Below are 16,018 nucleotides of genomic sequence, written 5' to 3'. Positions count from 1 at the left end.
GCGGTGGAGCCCCCGGTACCGCATCATCCACGGATGGCCGAATTCTCCGTGACATTGCACTGCCATCCGTGCGAGTCCTGCCGGAACCAGGTCTGGCAGCGCATCGTCGACGGCCGGCTGAGGTGGGACGAGACCTCGTACTGCACCGCCGAGGGGCGCGCGTACGAGTCCAGCGGCGGTGGCTGGGGCCCGCCGCCGCCGTGGATCCGCGAGCGGATCCTCGCCGCGCGGGGCACGGTCCGCCTCACCGTCGGCGGCCCCGACGGCATCCCCCTGAAGGCCGTCCGCGAGCTGTACGCCCTCACGCTCCCGCAGCTGCGCGCGGCACGGGAGCACGGCCTGGCCGCGACCCCGGTCGAGGCGGAACTGCTGCGCCGGCCGCACGACGGCCCCGGGGACTGATGCGCCGGCCCCACGACGGCCCCGGGGACTGATCACCCGCTGCCGCCGCCCGAACCGGGTCGCGTCCGGGCCGCCCGCGAGAAAGCCCCCGGTGGGTGCCGGGGGCTCTCGGCGGGTGATGCTGCCGGGATCAGCCGAGGCCGGGACCGCGGACCGGGATGTGGGTGAACGTCGGCTCCGGGGCCGGGTTCTGGAAGAAGTCGTTGCCCTTGTCGTCCACGACGATGAACGCCGGGAAGTCCTCGACCTCGATCTTCCAGACCGCCTCCATGCCGAGCTCCTCGTACTCCAGGACCTCGACCTTCTTGATGCAGTCCTGGGCCAGGCGCGCCGCCGGGCCGCCGATCGAGCCGAGGTAGAAGCCGCCGTGCGCGCCGCACGCGTCCGTCACCTGCTGCGAGCGGTTGCCCTTGGCCAGCATCACCTTCGAGCCGCCCGCCGCCTGGAACTGCTCGACGTACGAGTCCATCCGGCCGGCCGTGGTCGGGCCGAAGGAGCCCGAGGCGTAGCCCTCGGGGGTCTTCGCCGGGCCGGCGTAGTAGACCGGGTGGTCCTTCAGGTACTGCGGCATCTCCGCGCCCGAGTCCAGCAGCTCCTTGATCTTGGCGTGCGCGATGTCGCGCGCCACGACCAGCGGGCCGGTCAGGGAGAGGCGGGTCTTCACCGGGTGCCGGGTGAGCGTGGCGAGGATGTCGTCCATCGGCTGGTTCAGGTCGATCGACACCACGTCCGACGCGTCGTTCAGGTGCTCGTCCGTCGTCTCCGGCAGGAAGCGGGCCGGGTCGCGCTCCAGCTGCTCCAGGAAGACGCCCTCCGCGGTGATCTTCGCGGTCGCCTGGCGGTCCGCCGAGCAGGAGACCGCGATGGCCACCGGCAGCGAAGCGCCGTGGCGCGGGAGGCGGACGACGCGCACGTCGTGGCAGAAGTACTTGCCGCCGAACTGCGCGCCGATGCCGATCTTCTGGGTCAGTTCGAAGACCTGCTGTTCGAGCGCCTCGTCGCGGAAGCCGTGGCCCAGCGGGGAGCCCTCGCGCGGCAGCTCGTCGAGGTAGTGGGCCGAGGCGTACTTCGCCGTCTTGAGTGCGTGCTCCGCCGAGGTGCCGCCGACCACGATCGCCAGGTGGTACGGCGGGCAGGCCGCGGTGCCCAGCGACCGGATCTTCTCCTCCAGGAACTTCATCATGGAGGCCTCGTTGAGGACCGCCTTCGTCTCCTGGTAGAGGAAGGACTTGTTGGCCGAGCCGCCGCCCTTGGCCATGAAGAGGAACTTGTACGCGCCGCCGTCGGTCGCGTACAGCTCGATCTGCGCGGGCAGGTTCGAGCCGGTGTTCTTCTCCTCCCACATGGTGAGCGGGGCCATCTGCGAGTAGCGCAGGTTGAGGCGGGTGTAGGCGTCGTAGATCCCGCGGGACAGGGCCGCCTCGTCGGCGCCCTCCGTCAGGACGTTCTGGCCGCGCTTGCCCATCACGATCGCCGTGCCCGTGTCCTGGCACATCGGCAGGACGCCGGCCGCCGCGATGTTCGCGTTCTTGAGCAGGTCGAGCGCGACGAACTTGTCGTTCGACGAGGCCTCGGGGTCGTCGATGATCCGGCGCAGCTGCGCGAGGTGCGCGGGGCGCAGGAAGTGCTGGATGTCGTGGATGGCCTCTTCGGCGAGCTTGCGCAGCGCCTCGGGCTCGACCTTGAGGAACGTACGGCCGTCGGCCTCGAAGGTCGAGACGCCCTCCGAGGTCACCAGCCGGTAGGGGGTGGTGTCCTCGCCCAGGGGCAGCAGGTCGGTGTACGCAAACTCTGGCATGACGGCAGTCATTCCTCACTCGGCAGACGGCGCTGACGACCAATTGGCAGCGCGGCTATCCAGCGTAGGACCTCCGTCCCGGACTGTGTCTGTGAGGTAAGGCTCACTGTCAACTATCGCGATCTATCGCGAATCGCTATGCTGATTGACGTGGACCTGGAAAAGAACCCTGCCGCGCCCGCCGCGCCCGCCGACCTGCGGGCCTCCGACGCCGACCGCGACCGGATCGCGCACATCCTGGCCGACGCCCTCGCCGAGGGCCGGCTGACCGCCGACGAGCACTCCGATCGGCTGGATTCGCTGTACGCCGTGAAGACGGTCGGGGAGCTGGAGGTGCTCGTACGGGACCTCCCGGCGCCCGGCGGCCCGGCCGAAGCTCCCGCGTACGGACGGCATCCGGCCGCGGGCCCGGCCCCGGCCGCCGGCCGGGCCGCGGTCGCGGAGACCGTGGTCGCCGTGTGCAGCAGCTCCACCCGAAAGGGCCGCTGGCGGCCCGGCGCGCACACCCGCGTGGTCTGCGTGCTCGGGGACGTCACCATCGACCTCACCGAGGCCGTGTTCGAGCAGCAGGTCACCGAGATCGACGTGACGAGCGTGCTGGGCAACGTCGAGATCACGGTCCCGGAGAACGTGACGCTCCGCGGCTACGGCAGCGGGGTCCTCGGCAACTTCGAGGTGCACGGCGAGGGCCGCGCCGACACCACCGACCCGAGCGCCCCGGTCGTGATCATCCGGGGCTTCGCGCTGCTGGGCAACATCGAGGCCCGGCCCAAGCTCGGCGCCCGCCTGGTCGACCTGGCCCTCAAACTGCGCAAGCGCCTCCAGGGGTAGCGGGTTCGGGCGGGCGCGCGCGGGCACGTGACGGGGTGCGCCGGCGTCGGGTTTCGGTCGAAGTTCGGCGGGGCGGCGCCCCTGCCCCACGCAGTGCATAGGGGCGCGCACAGCGGGTAGGGACAGGTGCATCGTCTCTCGCTTGCGTATACGTCGTCAGGAGTAGGCCGTGCCGCATCCGCCGCATCAGTCCCTGCAGGTAGCCGCCGTACCGAGCCTTCAGGCGCGTCCGGCCGCCGTACCGAAGCCGCGGGTGCCGGCGAGGGAAGATGACGGCCCATGGCACGCGGAGGCGGTGTGCCGCCGGGACGAGGCGGGGCTGTTCTTCGCCCCCTCCAAGGAGCCGACGGCGGCCCGGCTCTCCCGCGAGGAGGCCGCGAAGCGGGTCTGCGCGCGCTGCCCGGTGATGGTCGCCTGCCGCGAGCACGCACTGCTCCAGCCCGAGCCGTACGGGGTGTGGGGCGGGCTCACCGCCGCCGAGCGCCGCGTGGTGCTGGCCCGTCGCAGGCGCCGGGCGGCGGAACTGCGCCAGGCGCCGGGAGCCGGACCGATAGCCGCCGCGGGCTGAGCCCCGTACGTACGCAAGCGAGAGGGGCGCCACCGCCGCACGCGGTGGCGCCCCTCTCGCTGCCCGGGGACCGGATGGAGGCCCGCCCTGGAGGCCTGCCCTGAAAGCCTGCCCTGGAGGCCCGCCCGGTCCTACTGGGCGCGGTCGAAGTCGATCGCGCTGTACGCGCGCAGCTTCGACAGGCGGTGCGTCGAGTCGATCTGCCGGATCGTGCCCGACTTCGAGCGCATGACCAGCGAGGACGTGGTCGCGGTCTCCGAGCGGTAGTGGACGCCGCGCAGCAGCTCGCCGTCCGTGATGCCGGTGGCGACGAAGAAGACGTTCTCGCCGGACACCAGGTCGTTGGTGTGCAGGACGCGGTCCAGGTCGTGGCCCGCGTCGATCGCCTTCTGGCGCTCGGCCTCGTCCTTGGGCCACAGCTTGCCCTGGATCGTGCCGCCGAGGCACTTTATGGCGCACGCCGAGATGATGCCCTCGGGGGTGCCGCCGATGCCGAGGAGCAGGTCCACGCCGGTGCCCTCGCGCACCGCCATGACCGAACCCGCGACGTCGCCGTCCGAGATGAACTTGATCCGGGCGCCCGTCTCGCGGATCTCCTTGACGATGCCCTCGTGGCGGGGGCGGTCCAGGATGATCACCGTGACGTCCTCGACGGCCATGTTCTTGGCCTTGGCGACGCGGCGGATGTTGACGGAAACCGGCGCGTTGATGTCGACGAAGTCGGCGGCCTCGGGGCCGGTGACCAGCTTCTCCATGTAGAAGACCGCGGACGGGTCGAACATGGTGCCGCGGTCGGCGGCGGCCAGCACGGCGATGGCGTTCGGCATGCCCTTGGCGTTCAGCGTCGTGCCGTCGATCGGGTCGACCGCGATGTCCACCTCGGGGCCGGTGCCGTCGCCGACCCGTTCGCCGTTGAACAGCATCGGGGCTTCGTCCTTCTCGCCCTCGCCGATGACGACGACGCCGTTCATCGAGACGGTGGAGATCAGGGTCCGCATCGCGTTGACCGCGGCGCCGTCGGCGCCGAGCTTGTCGCCGCGCCCGACCCACCGGCCCGCGGCCATGGCTGCGGCCTCGGTCACCCGGACGAGTTCCAGGGCGAGGTTGCGGTCGGGGGCCTCCGGAGAGACTTCGAGCTGGGGCGGCAGGTTGTGCTCGGTCATCGGAGCGCACCTTTCTGTACGGCGACGGCCGGGAAGTGAGGGTGCTGGAACTCTATCGGTACGTCGACAAATTGAGCAGCCCGGGTCACGTATGAGCGCCGTATCGGTCAGGCGTTTGGCGTGAGCGGACGTCTTGCGGAACATCGCGCGGACCCGTGCGGGCGCCGCGCCGACCCCGGCGGAGATCACTCCCGGTCATGGGGGACGATGGTGGCGTGGCAGGTATGAAGGGCAAGCAGACGGTCTGGGACATGGTCCGGTCGCTGGCGGTGATCGGGATCGTCGTCGCCGGGATCTACATCTTCGTCCCACATGACGACAACGCCGATCCGACACACGTGGTCGACTACCGGGTGGAGACGATTACCGCGCGCCGCGCGGCGCCGTACCCGGTCGCCGCGCCCGTGGGGCTCCCCGAGCAGTGGCGCGCGACCTCGGTGACGTACGACCGCAAGGCCGCGAACGCCTGGCACCTGGGCTTCCTGGACCCGAAGGGGCAGTACGTCGCGATCGAGCAGTCCAGCGACGCCTCGGCCAAGCACCTGGCCGGCGTCACCCAGCAGGCGAAGGCCACCGGGCAGACGCAGCAGATCGGCGACCTGGTCTGGGAGCGCTGGGAGGGCGAGAAGTACGACGCCCTCGTCCGGCAGGAGCAGGGGTACGCCACGGTGGTGACCGGCACGGCCTCGTTCGAGGACCTGGGCGCGATGGCGGCGGCGCTGGAGTTCAAGCAGGGCGCGCAGCAGTAGCCCGCACGACGTGCGAGAAGGCCGCTCCCCGGGATACGGGGGAGCGGCCTTCTGCGTTGCCTGTCCGTGCGGACTCAGACGGTGGTGATGACCTCGTCGAAGCCCAGGCGCGGGGAGCGGTCGAACCAGGCGTCCTCGCCCGGCTTGCCGATGTTGACGACCATGATCGGGGTGTGGTCGGCGTCCAGGAACTCCTTCTGGATGCCGGCGAGGTCGGCGCCGGTCATCGGGCCCGCGGCCAGGCCGGCGGCGCGGACGCCCACGATGAAGTACGCGGCCTGGAGGGCGCCGTTCACCAGCGCGGACTGCTCACGCACCGGGCGCTCGGAGAAGAACATGTCCTTGGCCGGCGGGAAGTGCGGCAGCAGGCGCGGCAGCTCCTCGTGGAACTCGTTGTCCGCGGAGAGGATCGCGACGAGCGGCGCGGCGGCGGTCTTGGCCTGGTTGCCCTCGGCCATGTGCTTCACCAGGCGCTCGCGGGCCTCGGGGGAGCGGACCAGGGTGATGCGCAGCGGGGTGCCGTTGAAGGCGGTGGGGCCGAACTTCACCAGGTCGTAGATCGCCTGGACCTGCTCCTCGGTCACCGGCTCGTCGGAGAACGAGTTGGCGGTGCGGGCCTCGCGGAACAGCAGGTCCTGAGCGGCGGCGTCGAGAACGAGAGACATCGGAAAGCCTTCTTCCATACATGCGGGGGGTGAAGCGATGCCCTGACTCTAAGCCGGAAGTTGTAGAATTTTCAACTAAATCGGCTTGGGGATGACTCACATCACGTTCGGCCCGCCCGCTCAGGCGTCCCGCTCGCCACCCCCGCCGCCCTCACGGGCGCCGTCGGCCCCGTCGGCCCCCGCCTCGCGGGCCGCCAGCGCCGAGTCGAGCCGGGCGCGGGCCCCCTCCAGCCAGCGCCGGCAGACCTGCGCGAGCTCCTCGCCGCGCTCCCAGAGCGCGAGGGAGTCCTCCAGCGACGTGCCGCCGGCCTCCAGCTTGCGGACGACCTCGATGAGCTCGTCCCGGGCCTGCTCGTACCCCAACGAGGTATCGGTTTCCGTCATTCCCGTTCCGCCTTACGTGTGCAGTGCATCGAATATGTCCCCGGTGTTCGGGCCGGCCGGTTCACTCGGAGCCCGGTCCCGCCACCCGTACGGAGAACTCGCCCTCGGCCACCCGCGCCCGCAGCACCTCGTCCCCCGAGACCTCCTCCGGCGAGCGCACCACGTGCCCGTCCGCCCGCTGGAGTACGGCGTACCCGCGCTCCAGCGTCGCCGCCGGGGACAGGGCCACCACCCGGGCCAGCGTGTGCGCCAGCTCCGAATCGGCCCGGTCCAGCAGGTGCCCCAGCGTCCGCCGGGTGCGCCCCAGCAGGGCCTCCAGCTCGGCCTCGCGGGTCTCCACCATCCGCTGCGGATGGACGAAGACCGGCCGGGCCAGCGCGTGCGCGAGCCCCCGCTCCTCGCGGTCGAGCAGCCCGCGCACCGCGCGCAGACCCCGGCCCTGGAGCTGGCGTACCCGCTCCAGCTCCTCGCCCACGTCCGGGACCACCTTCTTCGCCGCGTCGGTGGGCGTGGAGGCCCGCAGGTCCGCGACGAGGTCCAGCAGCGGGGAGTCCGGCTCGTGCCCGATCGCCGAGACCACGGGCGTACGGGCCGCCGCGACCGTCCGTACGACCTCCTCGTCCGAGAACGGCAGCAGGTCCTCCACGCTGCCGCCGCCGCGGGCCACGATGATCACGTCGACCTCGTCCAGGGCGTCCAGCTCCTTGACCGCCCGGATCACCTGGGGCACCGCGTTGACCCCCTGGACCGCCACGTTCCGTACCTCGAAGCGGACCGCGGGCCAGCGCCGCCGGGCGTTCTCCAGTACGTCGCGCTCGGCCGCCGAGGCCCGGCCGACCACCAGCCCGATCAGCTGCGGCAGGAAGGGCAGCGGCTTCTTGCGGTCCGGCGCGAACAGGCCCTCGGAGGCGAGCGAGCGCTTGAGCTTCTCCAGCCGGGCGAGCAGCTCGCCGATGCCGACGGGCCGTATCTCGGTCGCCCGCAGCGACAGCTGCCCGCGCGGGGCGTACCACTCCGGCTTGGCCAGGACGACGACCCGCGCGCCCTCCGTCACCGCGTCCGCCACCTCGTCGAAGACCTGGCGGTAGCAGGTGACGCTGAGGGAGATGTCGTGCGAGGGGTCGCGCAGCGTCAGGAAGACCACCCCCGCCCCCGGCCGCCGCGAGAGCTGCGTGATCTGCCCCTCCACCCACACCTGGCCCAGCCGGTCGATCCAGCCCCCGATGAGCCGGGACACCTTGCCGACCGGCAGCGGCGCGTCAGCCGACGTATTCAGACCCATGTGCGCAGGCTATCCGCCCGCGCCGACAGCCACACTGACAGCGTCTCAGGGGCCGCCGGTGGTGTCGGGATCCGGCCGGTCGCGGCGGGTTCCCTGAACGGCGAGGACGGCCAGGCCCGCCGCCAGCCAGACCGCGCCGACCACTTGGGCCGTCCAGGCCGCCTCGACGATCACCGCAATGGTCACCGCCGCGCCCAGCACCGGCATCAGCAGGTGCTTCCACCAGATCGGCGCGCCCGCCCCGCGCTGCACCACGAACCAGCCGACGACCGAGGCGTGCAGCAGCGTGAACGCCACCAGGGCGCCCACGTCCACCACCGAGACCAGCTGGTCGAGCCCGTCGTCGCGGCGGGCCGCCCACACCGCCGCGACCAGCGTGATCGTCGCCGCCGTCAGCAGCGCCGGCCGCGGGGTACCGTCCGAGGTGCGCGCCAGGGCCCCCGGCAGCCGCCGCTCGCGGGCCATCGCGAACACCAGCCGGCCCGCCGCCGCCTGCCCCGCCAGCGCCGCGAAGGCCGCCCCGATCGCCTTGCTGGCCGCGACCAGGTCGTGCAGCCAGGTCCCGACCGAGGACTCCACCGCCGTGTAGAACGCCGGGCCCTGCTGCGCCGGATCGGCCGCCAGCCGCGCCGAGGAGACCGGCATCAGCAGCGCCGCGAGGTAGCTCTGCACGACGAACAGCACCCCGGCCAGCGCCAGGCAGAACAGCACCGCGCGCGCCACCCGCGCCGAGCCGCCCGTCGCCTCCTCCGCGAACGAGGCGATCGCGTCGAAGCCGAGGTACGACAGCACCGCCACCGACACCGCGCCCAGCACCGCCGCCGTCGAGAAGCCCAGCGAGCCGTCGCCGGTCAGCGGCGACAGCCAGTCGCGCCGCGCCCCGCCCCGGGCCAGCGCCGTCACCGCGGCCGCCACGAAGACCAGCAGCACCGCGATCTCCATCGCCAGGACGGCGAAGCCCACGCGCGCGGCCGCCCGTACGCCCCACAGGTTCAGCGCGGTGGTCACCAGTACCGCCAGCGCCGTCCACACCCAGCGCGAGACCTCGGGGACCAGCGCGTTCATCGCGATCCCGGAGAAGAGGTAGGCGACCGCCGGGATCAGCAGGTAGTCGAGCATCGCCATCCAGCCGGCGATCAGCCCGGCGCCCTCGCCGAGCCCCTTGCGGGCGTACGTGAAGACGGAGCCGGCCTGCGGGGCCACCCGGACCATCTGGGCGTACGAGAAGGCCGTGAAGGCCATCGCGACCGTCGCGCAGAGGTAGACGAGCGCGACGGCGCCGTGCGATTTCGCGTCCAGCGTGCCGAAGACCCCGACCGGGGCCATGGGCGCGATGAACAGGAGCCCGTACACGACCAGATCCCGGAATCCGAGGCTCCGGCGGAGGGCCGGCTTCGGCGCCGTACCGGGGTCCGTCACGGACGCCATCATTCCTCCGGGGGGCGGTCGATTCGTACGTTCGCCCCAGTCTGTGCCGAACGGGCGACGCCCGGCCTCCTGGAGACCCCCGTACGATGGACCGCATGACTGCTGCCGCCCCTGTTCCCGCTTCCCGACGCGTCCTGCTCGCCGCCCCGCGCGGCTACTGCGCGGGCGTGGACCGAGCCGTGATCGCCGTCGAGAAGGCCCTCGAGCAGTACGGTGCGCCGGTCTACGTCCGCCACGAGATCGTGCACAACAAGTACGTTGTCCAGACGCTGGAGAAGAAGGGCGCCATCTTCGTCGAGCGGACGGAGGAGGTGCCCGAGGGCTCCATCGTGATGTTCTCCGCGCACGGCGTGGCCCCGGTGGTGCACGAGGAGGCGGCGCGCGGCAAGCTCGCGACGATCGACGCCACCTGCCCGCTGGTCACCAAGGTGCACAAGGAAGCGATCCGGTACGCGAACGAGGACTTCGACATCCTCCTCATCGGCCACGAGGGCCACGAGGAGGTCATCGGTACCTCGGGCGAGGCCCCGGACCACATCACGATCGTGGACGGCCCGCACGACGTGGAGAAGGTCACCGTCCGCGACGAGTCCAAGGTCGTCTGGCTGTCCCAGACCACGCTCTCGGTCGACGAGACCATGGAGACGGTCGACGCGCTGAAGACCAAGTTCCCGCTGCTGGTCTCGCCGCCGAGCGACGACATCTGCTACGCCACCTCGAACCGCCAGGCGGCGGTGAAGGTGATGGGCGCCGACTCCGACCTGGTCATCGTCGTCGGCTCGAAGAACTCCTCCAACTCGATCCGCCTCGTCGAGGTCGCCAAGGACGCCGGCGCGCGTGCCGCGTACCTCGTCGACTTCGCGAGCGAGATCGACGAGGCCTGGCTGGAGGGCGTCACCACGGTGGGCCTGACCTCGGGCGCCTCGGTGCCGGAGGTGCTGGTCGAGGAGGTCCTGGAGTGGCTGGCGGCCCGCGGCTACGCGGACGTCGAGATCGTCAAGACCGCCGAGGAGTCGATCGTCTTCTCGCTGCCCAAGGAACTGCGCCGCGACCTGCGCGCCGAAGCGGCCTCGCTGGTCGCCGAGAAGTAGACCACTTCGTTTCGTACGGTGATTCCATGCAGATCTTCGGCGTGGACATCGGTGGTTCAGGGATCAAGGGCGCTCCCGCGGACCTGGACCGTGGCGAGCTGGCGCAGGAGCGCCACAAGGTACTGACACCGCAGCCGGCCACCCCCGACGGGGTGGCCGGCTGCGTCGTCGAGGTGGTGCGCCACTTCGACTGGGACGGCCCCGTGGGGGTGACGTTCCCGGGGGTGGTCACCGGTGGGGTCACCCGTACGGCGGCCAACATGGACAAGGGCTGGATCGGCGTCGACACGGCCGCCCTGCTGTCGCGGCGGCTCGGAGGCCAGCCGGTCACGGTGCTCAACGACGCCGACGCGGCCGGGATCGCGGAGATGACGTACGGCGCGGGCAAGGGCCGCGGCGGGACGGTGATCCTGCTGACGCTCGGCACGGGCATCGGCAGCGCGCTGTTCACGGACGGCCGGCTGGTGGCGAACACGGAGCTCGGCCACCTGGAGCTGAAGGGCCACGACGCGGAGAAGCGGGCGTCGGTCAAGGCCAAGGAGGACGGGGAGCTGACCTGGGAGCGCTGGGCGCACCGGGTGCAGCGCTACCTGGAGCACGTGGAGATGCTCTTCTCCCCGGACCTCTTCATCATCGGCGGCGGCGTCAGCCGCAAGCCGGAGAAGTTCCTTCCGCTGATCGAGGGCGTACGGGCCGAGATCGTCCCGGCGAAGCTCCAGAACAACGCGGGCATCGTGGGCGCGGCGATGGCGGCGAGGGGTTCGGCGACTTAGGCGGTCCGGCGGGGGAGCCTGCGCCGGGAGATGAGCACGGCCTTGCGCACGACGACGATCAGCGCGGAGACGAGGGTCCCCCCGTACAGCCAGCCGGCGTGCAGCGACAGGGCGGACACGATGCCCATGAGCTCCGCGCCGAAGCCGCCGGAGCCGCCGGAGATGGGCCACACTCCGGCGGCGAAGGCGATCGGGGCGGAGATCGGCGCGGTGATCAGATCGGCCGGGCGCACCCAGAGGGCGGTGGCGGCCGAGACGGGCAGGAAGAGCAGCCCGTACGCGAACAGCGAGCCGCCGAAGAGCAGCCAGGTGATCCCGGCGGCCAGGGTCATCGCGACGCAGGCGAACAGCCCGCCGCCCAGCCCGGTCAGCCGGGGCCGCGGCAGCCGCCGGGCCGGCGCGGGCCGGGGCCGGCCGCCGCCCCCCTGGGCGGGCACGCCGCCGATCGGCTGCGCCTCCGGGGCGGGGCGGCGCGGCTGCTGCGGTTGCTGCTGTCGCTGCGGGTGATCCACCGAACGCGTCCTGTAGTGCTCCACCCCACCACGCTAGGCGGGCCGAGCGCGGTATCGGTGTGGGGACACGCGTACAACGACTGCCACTCATCGGAAAGTAAACTGTCCGGTGGCCCACTCCCGGGCCGCCGCCCCCTCCAGCTACGGGAAGTCGCCAACGTGTCGCTCACGATCGGAATCGTCGGCCTGCCGAATGTCGGCAAGTCGACCCTGTTCAACGCCCTGACCAAGAACGACGTGCTGGCGGCCAACTACCCGTTCGCCACCATCGAGCCGAACGTCGGCGTCGTCGGCGTACCGGACCCGCGCCTGGCCGTGCTCGCCGGCATCTTCGGCTCGCAGCGCGTCCTGCCGGCGACGGTCGACTTCGTCGACATCGCGGGCATCGTGCGCGGCGCCTCGGAGGGCGAGGGCCTCGGCAACAAGTTCCTCGCGAACATCCGCGAGTCGGACGCGATCTGCCAGGTCATCCGTGCCTTCAAGGACGAGAACGTCGTGCACGTCGACGGCAAGGTCTCGCCGAAGGACGACATCGAGACGATCAACACCGAGCTGATCCTCGCCGACCTGCAGTCCATCGAGAAGGCGGTGCCGCGCCTGACGAAGGAGTCCCGCCTCCAGAAGGACAAGGTCGCGGTCCTGGCGGCGGTCGAGAAGGCCCAGAAGATCCTCGAAGCGGGCGACACCCTCTTCTCGCACGGCATCACGAAGGGCACGGAGCAGGGCGACCTCCTCCACGAGCTGCACCTGCTGACCACGAAGCCGTTCCTCTACGTCTTCAACGTGGACGAGGACGAGCTCGTGGACGACGCCTTCAAGGCGGAGCAGAGCGCCCTGGTCGCCCCGGCGGAGGCCATCTTCCTGAACGCGAAGCTGGAGCAGGACCTCTCGGAGCTGGACGACGAGGAGGCCCTCGAACTCCTCCAGTCGGTCGGCCAGGAGGAGCCGGGCCTCGCCACCCTCGGCCGCGTCGGCTTCGCCACCCTGGGCCTGCAGACCTACCTGACGGCCGGCCCGAAGGAAACCCGCGCCTGGACGATCAAGCAGGGCGCGACGGCCCCCGAGGCGGCCGGCGTGATCCACACCGACTTCCAGCGCGGCTTCATCAAGGCCGAGGTCATCTCCTTCGCGGACCTGGTCGAATGCGGCTCGGTCCCCGAAGCCCGCGCCAAGGGCAAGGCCCGCATGGAGGGCAAGGACTACGTCATGCAGGACGGCGACGTAGTCGAATTCCGCTTCAACGTGTAGTGCCTGATTCCTTGATCGGCTGAAGTGGCTGGTCAGGGCAAGAAACCTCAGGTCAGGGGCCAGATCTTCGGGTCTGTCCCCTTCCTGTTTTCTCCGGCTGATTCCGGGCTTTTCCGGGGAGCGTGCTGACTTGGTGCTGACCCTGGCGGCGGCTTGCGGAGGCTCTGACCTGGGGCTCCGATGGGGGAGTAGCCGAAGGGATTCACCCGGACGAAGCGACGGCGGACCGGTTTCCCGTTCTAGAAACCCGAACCTCTTGTTGTGCAGGCCGCCGGCTGGGAACGATGAACGGAACACCGGAGCACGGGAACGAGGGGGCACCGTATGAGGCTGACGAAGCTGGCCACGACCTGTGAGAACGGGGACTGTCCCACCCTGTACGCGACCGACAAGGGAACCCTGATCGTGCAGGGAGGCGTGCCGAGTGGACACGGCCTCGACGTGCCGGAGGGCGAAGCCCTGGTGGAAATCCCGATGGACCTCATCCGGAAGGCAATCCGTGATCAGCGCATCTAACGACCTGGCCGCCCGCTTCTCCACCTTCCAGGAGGAGGCGTTCCGGCTGGAGACCCTCGACGACTACAGCAACTCGGGAAACCCCGCCGCCTTTCGCGCCTTCCTCGCGGGGGAGCCCAAGCCCGCGGACTACAACGCGGGCTGGTTGGAGACCGTGCGCAAGGCGACGGAGAGCGGAAAGCGCATGGTGCGCGTCCACGTCCTGTCCCGTCCGCTCACGCCGTACCTCCGCTACGAGCTGAGCTGGGGTTACCAGACGAACATGACGGCGGGTGAGGAGTTCCACATCCTCGACACGACCGACCGCCCGAATCCGCTGGAGGGTGTGCCCGATTTCTGGCTCTTCGACGGCCGCGAGCCTGTGGTGCTCAACTACGACGAGAACGGCGCGTTCACCGGGCCGACGTTCGTCCCGGCACCGGGGGCGTTGCCCACGGGCGAGGAGTCCGAGTACGCGACGTATCGAAGCGTCGCCCTGGCCATGTCGGTGCCCTTCACCGAGTGGTGGGGGAAGCACGGAGCAGCGTGAATCAGGCAGAACTCGGTGCCGCGCTGCGGGCGCTGCGGCAGGCGTCCGGCAAGGAGGCCAAGGTCGTCGCCCGCAGCGCAGTCATGTCGACCGCCAAGCTGTCGAAGATCGAGAACGGCCGTGTGGCCCCGGCGACGGCGGACGTGGAACGCATCCTCACGGCTTTGGACGTGTCCCCGGAGATCAAGGCCGAGTACCTCGCTGTAGCCCGCGCACAGGCCACAGAGGCAACCGCATGGCGCCTCTTTCGGCGCATGGGCTACCACAAGAAGCAGGAGCAGATCAGGGCGTTGGAGTCCTCTATGACGCTCCTGCGCCTCTTCCAGCCGTCCCTGGTTCCCGGTCTGCTCCAGACGCCCGAATACATCCGGGCAGTGTTGGAGCCGAAGGGCCTCACGGACGAACAGCTCTCCCGTACGGTCTCCGCCCGGATCGAGCGGCAACGCGTCCTGTACGACACCAGCAAAGCCCTGCACTTCGTGGTTACGGAACCCGTCCTGCGCTGGCGTCTCCTTCCGCCCGCGATGATGGCGGGCCAGCTGGACCGCGTAGTGTCGGTGTCCCGCCTGCCGAACGTGGACGTGCGCGTGGCCCCCCTCGACGCGCCGCAGCGCGACGTGCCCGGTCACTCCTTCGTCATCCGGGACGACCGTGTGGTGACGGTCGAGACGACACACGCCGAGGTGGTCGTCACCGAGCCACGGGACGTCTCCCTGTACGTCGAGAAGTTCGACCGCTTCGCCTCCGTGTCCCTTGCCGGGGACGCAATGCGCGACCTAGTCGAGGGCATCCGGGACGCGTTCTTGCGCGAACGGGAAACGCCCTAGCTTCGGCCCCTCGGACCGGCTGACCATGGCCTTCTCGACGAGATGCGGGGAGGCATACGAGATGCACGGAGAACCGTCGACGCTGCCGGAGCCGGTGGCTTCTTCCCTACCGCCGGCACGGCCAGAACCCGTCCCGGGCTGCCGGGACTGCCTCGGCCTCGCGGTACAACGGGCCAACGCCGGGTCGGTCTGGGACTACTCCAAGGTGTCCGACATGAACGTGACCCTGCGCGCACACCTGCGGGACGCGCACGGGGGCGAGTGATGCCCCGCGCTGTGCTGTGGTACGTCACGCATCGGATCACCCAGCACCCAGACACCGACGTGACGTTCGAGGCCGAGTGCCTCCGCTGCGACTGGTCGGCGACGCCTTCCGAGGACGGGGCGGCCGTGGACATCGAGTGCATGGGGCACACGGGACGCACCGGCCACGAGGGATTCAGGCGGGTGTGCACGTCGTTCGCTCTGGTGGTGCGGGCGGGGTGACGGCGACCCGAGCGTCCCTTGCTTCAGTTGCCGTCAGACGCGCTGGAGGCGACGCCGACGGCCCCAGCACGCGACACAGACACGGGCCTCCGTATGAGATCGAACAGGACGAAACCCATGGCGAAGCGTTCCGAGCCGAAGAAGACGATGACTAAGGGGGAGTGGATCGAACAACAGCTGGCCAATGCCCCGGAGCCGACGGCCGAGGATGTCTGGCGGGTGCTCAACAGGTTCGGCTTCCCGACGGAACAGGTGGAGGCGGCCTACCAGGCGATGCTCCGGGAGAAGGAGGAACGCGCCGCAAGGCGCACAGCTGAGCCCTGAGCTTCATCGCGGCTCCAAGGCTCCGCGCCACTCGGCGAGCCGGTCAGCCTGCCTGGCTCACGAGACGGGCTGTGTTCAGCTGAGCGGGGATGCGCAGGCCATGAACGGCCCGGCCGCCCGGCTCCATGATTCTCCCCTGGCGAGAGCTGCCGCGCCTTCCGTGCGCAGCGACGTGACCACGGGGGTCAGGAAGTCCGTACGCCAATGCTGCACGGCCTCCGGCTTCATGCCGCTCGCCTCGACCGAGGCCCCCACCCTGGCTTCGAGTACGGCCGCGCCCTGCGCCGCGTCGTCCCCGGTCCACTCATCCATGTGCTCGGCCACCAGGGCCCACGTCAGCTTGATCATGCGCGGATCGTACGGACGGCGGCGGGCGGGGTGAAGAGCCAGAGGTGAGAGCGGGGGTGGGAGTACGCCCCCCGAAGGGGCCCGTCGTCGGCCG

General features: G+C 70.7%; 21 protein-coding genes. 13 read left to right on the top strand and 8 right to left on the bottom strand.

Features of this window, described 5'->3' with window-relative positions:
- Window positions 1-33 precede the first annotated feature (33 nt).
- Complete coding sequence (locus ADK52_RS15120; RefSeq protein ID WP_053690313.1) at window positions 34-402, top strand: hypothetical protein; 369 nt, start codon at window positions 34-36, stop codon at window positions 400-402.
- 130 nt (window positions 403-532) lie between these two features.
- Here the strand turns inward: ADK52_RS15120 and ADK52_RS15115 are convergent, their stop codons facing one another.
- The gene (locus tag ADK52_RS15115; RefSeq protein ID WP_053690312.1) at window positions 533-2,200 is read right to left on the bottom strand and encodes a fumarate hydratase; all 1,668 of its coding nucleotides are present in this window, start codon (window positions 2,198-2,200) and stop codon (window positions 533-535) included.
- Window positions 2,201-2,350: 150 nt separating this feature from the next.
- Between ADK52_RS15115 and ADK52_RS15110 the strand changes: the two genes are divergently transcribed.
- Together ADK52_RS15110 and ADK52_RS15105 are read left to right on the top strand one after the other, a co-directional pair.
- Entirely contained in the window at window positions 2,351-3,031 is a 681-nt protein-coding gene (locus ADK52_RS15110) for a DUF1707 SHOCT-like domain-containing protein (protein WP_053690340.1), read from the top strand.
- A gap of 169 nt (window positions 3,032-3,200) precedes the next feature.
- The gene (locus ADK52_RS15105) at window positions 3,201-3,599 is read left to right on the top strand and encodes a WhiB family transcriptional regulator (RefSeq protein ID WP_078622249.1); all 399 of its coding nucleotides are present in this window, start codon (window positions 3,201-3,203) and stop codon (window positions 3,597-3,599) included.
- Window positions 3,600-3,730: 131 nt separating this feature from the next.
- Here the strand turns inward: ADK52_RS15105 and glpX are convergent, their stop codons facing one another.
- Window positions 3,731-4,762 (bottom strand): class II fructose-bisphosphatase, encoded by a 1,032-nt coding sequence (glpX, locus tag ADK52_RS15100; RefSeq protein ID WP_053690311.1) that lies wholly within the window; start codon window positions 4,760-4,762, stop codon window positions 3,731-3,733.
- Window positions 4,763-4,986: 224 nt separating this feature from the next.
- Between glpX and ADK52_RS15095 the strand changes: the two genes are divergently transcribed.
- Window positions 4,987-5,511 (top strand): DUF4245 domain-containing protein, encoded by a 525-nt coding sequence (locus ADK52_RS15095; protein WP_234343812.1) that lies wholly within the window; start codon window positions 4,987-4,989, stop codon window positions 5,509-5,511.
- Window positions 5,512-5,585: 74 nt separating this feature from the next.
- On the opposite strand, the gene ADK52_RS15090 is transcribed toward ADK52_RS15095, so the two are convergent.
- The 4 genes from ADK52_RS15090 to ADK52_RS15075 form a co-directional block, all read right to left on the bottom strand.
- On the bottom strand, window positions 5,586-6,176 hold the full coding sequence (locus tag ADK52_RS15090; RefSeq protein WP_053690309.1) for a malonic semialdehyde reductase: 591 nt from the start codon (window positions 6,174-6,176) through the stop codon (window positions 5,586-5,588).
- 120 nt (window positions 6,177-6,296) lie between these two features.
- Complete coding sequence (locus ADK52_RS15085; RefSeq protein WP_053690308.1) at window positions 6,297-6,560, bottom strand: exodeoxyribonuclease VII small subunit; 264 nt, start codon at window positions 6,558-6,560, stop codon at window positions 6,297-6,299.
- A gap of 61 nt (window positions 6,561-6,621) precedes the next feature.
- Complete coding sequence (xseA, locus tag ADK52_RS15080) at window positions 6,622-7,842, bottom strand: exodeoxyribonuclease VII large subunit (RefSeq protein ID WP_053690307.1); 1,221 nt, start codon at window positions 7,840-7,842, stop codon at window positions 6,622-6,624.
- Window positions 7,843-7,887: 45 nt separating this feature from the next.
- Entirely contained in the window at window positions 7,888-9,270 is a 1,383-nt protein-coding gene (locus ADK52_RS15075; RefSeq protein ID WP_078988338.1) for an APC family permease, read from the bottom strand.
- 86 nt (window positions 9,271-9,356) lie between these two features.
- Here ADK52_RS15075 and ADK52_RS15070 point away from each other — a divergent pair, with 86 nt between their 5' ends.
- Window positions 9,357-10,361, top strand: a complete 1,005-nt coding sequence (locus ADK52_RS15070; protein WP_030867438.1) for a 4-hydroxy-3-methylbut-2-enyl diphosphate reductase — start codon at window positions 9,357-9,359, stop codon at window positions 10,359-10,361.
- A 26-nt stretch (window positions 10,362-10,387) separates the two neighbouring features.
- Window positions 10,388-11,134 carry a polyphosphate--glucose phosphotransferase gene (gene ppgK / locus ADK52_RS15065; RefSeq protein ID WP_053690305.1) on the top strand — a complete coding sequence of 249 codons (747 nt, stop codon included), beginning with the start codon at window positions 10,388-10,390 and terminating at the stop codon, window positions 11,132-11,134.
- Here ppgK and ADK52_RS15060 read toward each other — a convergent pair.
- Entirely contained in the window at window positions 11,131-11,670 is a 540-nt protein-coding gene (locus tag ADK52_RS15060) for a DUF6542 domain-containing protein (RefSeq protein ID WP_053690304.1), read from the bottom strand. The genes ppgK and ADK52_RS15060 overlap by 4 nt on opposite strands.
- Before the next feature lie 135 nt (window positions 11,671-11,805).
- On the opposite strand from ADK52_RS15060, the gene ychF reads away from it, so the two are divergent.
- From ychF to ADK52_RS15025, 7 genes are all read left to right on the top strand, one after another.
- Window positions 11,806-12,894, top strand: a complete 1,089-nt coding sequence (ychF, locus tag ADK52_RS15055; protein ID WP_053690303.1) for a redox-regulated ATPase YchF — start codon at window positions 11,806-11,808, stop codon at window positions 12,892-12,894.
- A 324-nt stretch (window positions 12,895-13,218) separates the two neighbouring features.
- Window positions 13,219-13,410: a hypothetical protein gene (locus ADK52_RS15050; protein WP_053690302.1), complete on the top strand. Its 192-nt coding sequence runs from the start codon at window positions 13,219-13,221 to the stop codon at window positions 13,408-13,410.
- Window positions 13,394-13,939, top strand: a complete 546-nt coding sequence (locus ADK52_RS15045) for a DUF6879 family protein (RefSeq protein ID WP_053690301.1) — start codon at window positions 13,394-13,396, stop codon at window positions 13,937-13,939. The genes ADK52_RS15050 and ADK52_RS15045 overlap by 17 nt, the downstream gene beginning before the upstream one ends.
- Window positions 13,936-14,766 carry a helix-turn-helix domain-containing protein gene (locus tag ADK52_RS15040; protein WP_053690300.1) on the top strand — a complete coding sequence of 277 codons (831 nt, stop codon included), beginning with the start codon at window positions 13,936-13,938 and terminating at the stop codon, window positions 14,764-14,766. Before ADK52_RS15045 ends, ADK52_RS15040 begins: the two co-directional genes overlap by 4 nt.
- 61 nt (window positions 14,767-14,827) lie before the next feature.
- Window positions 14,828-15,031 carry a hypothetical protein gene (locus ADK52_RS15035; RefSeq protein ID WP_030145785.1) on the top strand — a complete coding sequence of 68 codons (204 nt, stop codon included), beginning with the start codon at window positions 14,828-14,830 and terminating at the stop codon, window positions 15,029-15,031.
- Window positions 15,031-15,252: a hypothetical protein gene (locus ADK52_RS15030; protein ID WP_199828507.1), complete on the top strand. Its 222-nt coding sequence runs from the start codon at window positions 15,031-15,033 to the stop codon at window positions 15,250-15,252. Before ADK52_RS15035 ends, ADK52_RS15030 begins: the two co-directional genes overlap by 1 nt.
- Window positions 15,253-15,369: 117 nt before the next feature.
- Window positions 15,370-15,576: a hypothetical protein gene (locus tag ADK52_RS15025; RefSeq protein ID WP_053690298.1), complete on the top strand. Its 207-nt coding sequence runs from the start codon at window positions 15,370-15,372 to the stop codon at window positions 15,574-15,576.
- Between the two features lie 75 nt (window positions 15,577-15,651).
- Here the strand turns inward: ADK52_RS15025 and ADK52_RS15020 are convergent, their stop codons facing one another.
- On the bottom strand, window positions 15,652-15,924 hold the full coding sequence (locus ADK52_RS15020; RefSeq protein WP_053690297.1) for a hypothetical protein: 273 nt from the start codon (window positions 15,922-15,924) through the stop codon (window positions 15,652-15,654).
- Window positions 15,925-16,018 lie beyond the last annotated feature (94 nt).

It is taken from the genome of Streptomyces sp. WM6372 (genome assembly GCF_001279655.1).
In the GTDB taxonomy this organism is placed as follows: Bacteria; Actinomycetota; Actinomycetes; order Streptomycetales; family Streptomycetaceae; genus Streptomyces.
The sequence above is the reverse complement of the archived record's forward strand: the minus strand, read 5'-3'. Positions and strand labels throughout refer to the sequence as shown.

Excerpts from the sequence above, each read along its gene's own strand:
- ADK52_RS15095 (WP_234343812.1), top strand. The coding sequence starts at position 4,987 with ATGAAGGGCAAGCAGACGGTCTGGGACATGGTCCGGTCGCTGGCGGTG.
- ADK52_RS15050 (WP_053690302.1), top strand. The coding sequence starts at position 13,219 with ATGAGGCTGACGAAGCTGGCCACGACCTGTGAGAACGGGGACTGTCCC.
- xseA (WP_053690307.1), bottom strand. The coding sequence starts at position 7,842 with ATGGGTCTGAATACGTCGGCTGACGCGCCGCTGCCGGTCGGCAAGGTG.
- ADK52_RS15090 (WP_053690309.1), bottom strand. The coding sequence starts at position 6,176 with ATGTCTCTCGTTCTCGACGCCGCCGCTCAGGACCTGCTGTTCCGCGAG.
- glpX (WP_053690311.1), bottom strand. The coding sequence starts at position 4,762 with ATGACCGAGCACAACCTGCCGCCCCAGCTCGAAGTCTCTCCGGAGGCC.
- ADK52_RS15070 (WP_030867438.1), top strand. The coding sequence starts at position 9,357 with ATGGACCGCATGACTGCTGCCGCCCCTGTTCCCGCTTCCCGACGCGTC.
- ppgK (WP_053690305.1), top strand. The coding sequence starts at position 10,388 with ATGCAGATCTTCGGCGTGGACATCGGTGGTTCAGGGATCAAGGGCGCT.
- ADK52_RS15030 (WP_199828507.1), top strand. The coding sequence starts at position 15,031 with ATGCCCCGCGCTGTGCTGTGGTACGTCACGCATCGGATCACCCAGCAC.
- ADK52_RS15120 (WP_053690313.1), top strand. The coding sequence starts at position 34 with ATGGCCGAATTCTCCGTGACATTGCACTGCCATCCGTGCGAGTCCTGC.
- ADK52_RS15115 (WP_053690312.1), bottom strand. The coding sequence starts at position 2,200 with ATGCCAGAGTTTGCGTACACCGACCTGCTGCCCCTGGGCGAGGACACC.
- ADK52_RS15075 (WP_078988338.1), bottom strand. The coding sequence starts at position 9,270 with ATGGCGTCCGTGACGGACCCCGGTACGGCGCCGAAGCCGGCCCTCCGC.
- ADK52_RS15035 (WP_030145785.1), top strand. The coding sequence starts at position 14,828 with ATGCACGGAGAACCGTCGACGCTGCCGGAGCCGGTGGCTTCTTCCCTA.
- ADK52_RS15020 (WP_053690297.1), bottom strand. The coding sequence starts at position 15,924 with ATGATCAAGCTGACGTGGGCCCTGGTGGCCGAGCACATGGATGAGTGG.
- ADK52_RS15025 (WP_053690298.1), top strand. The coding sequence starts at position 15,370 with ATGGCGAAGCGTTCCGAGCCGAAGAAGACGATGACTAAGGGGGAGTGG.
- ADK52_RS15085 (WP_053690308.1), bottom strand. The coding sequence starts at position 6,560 with ATGACGGAAACCGATACCTCGTTGGGGTACGAGCAGGCCCGGGACGAG.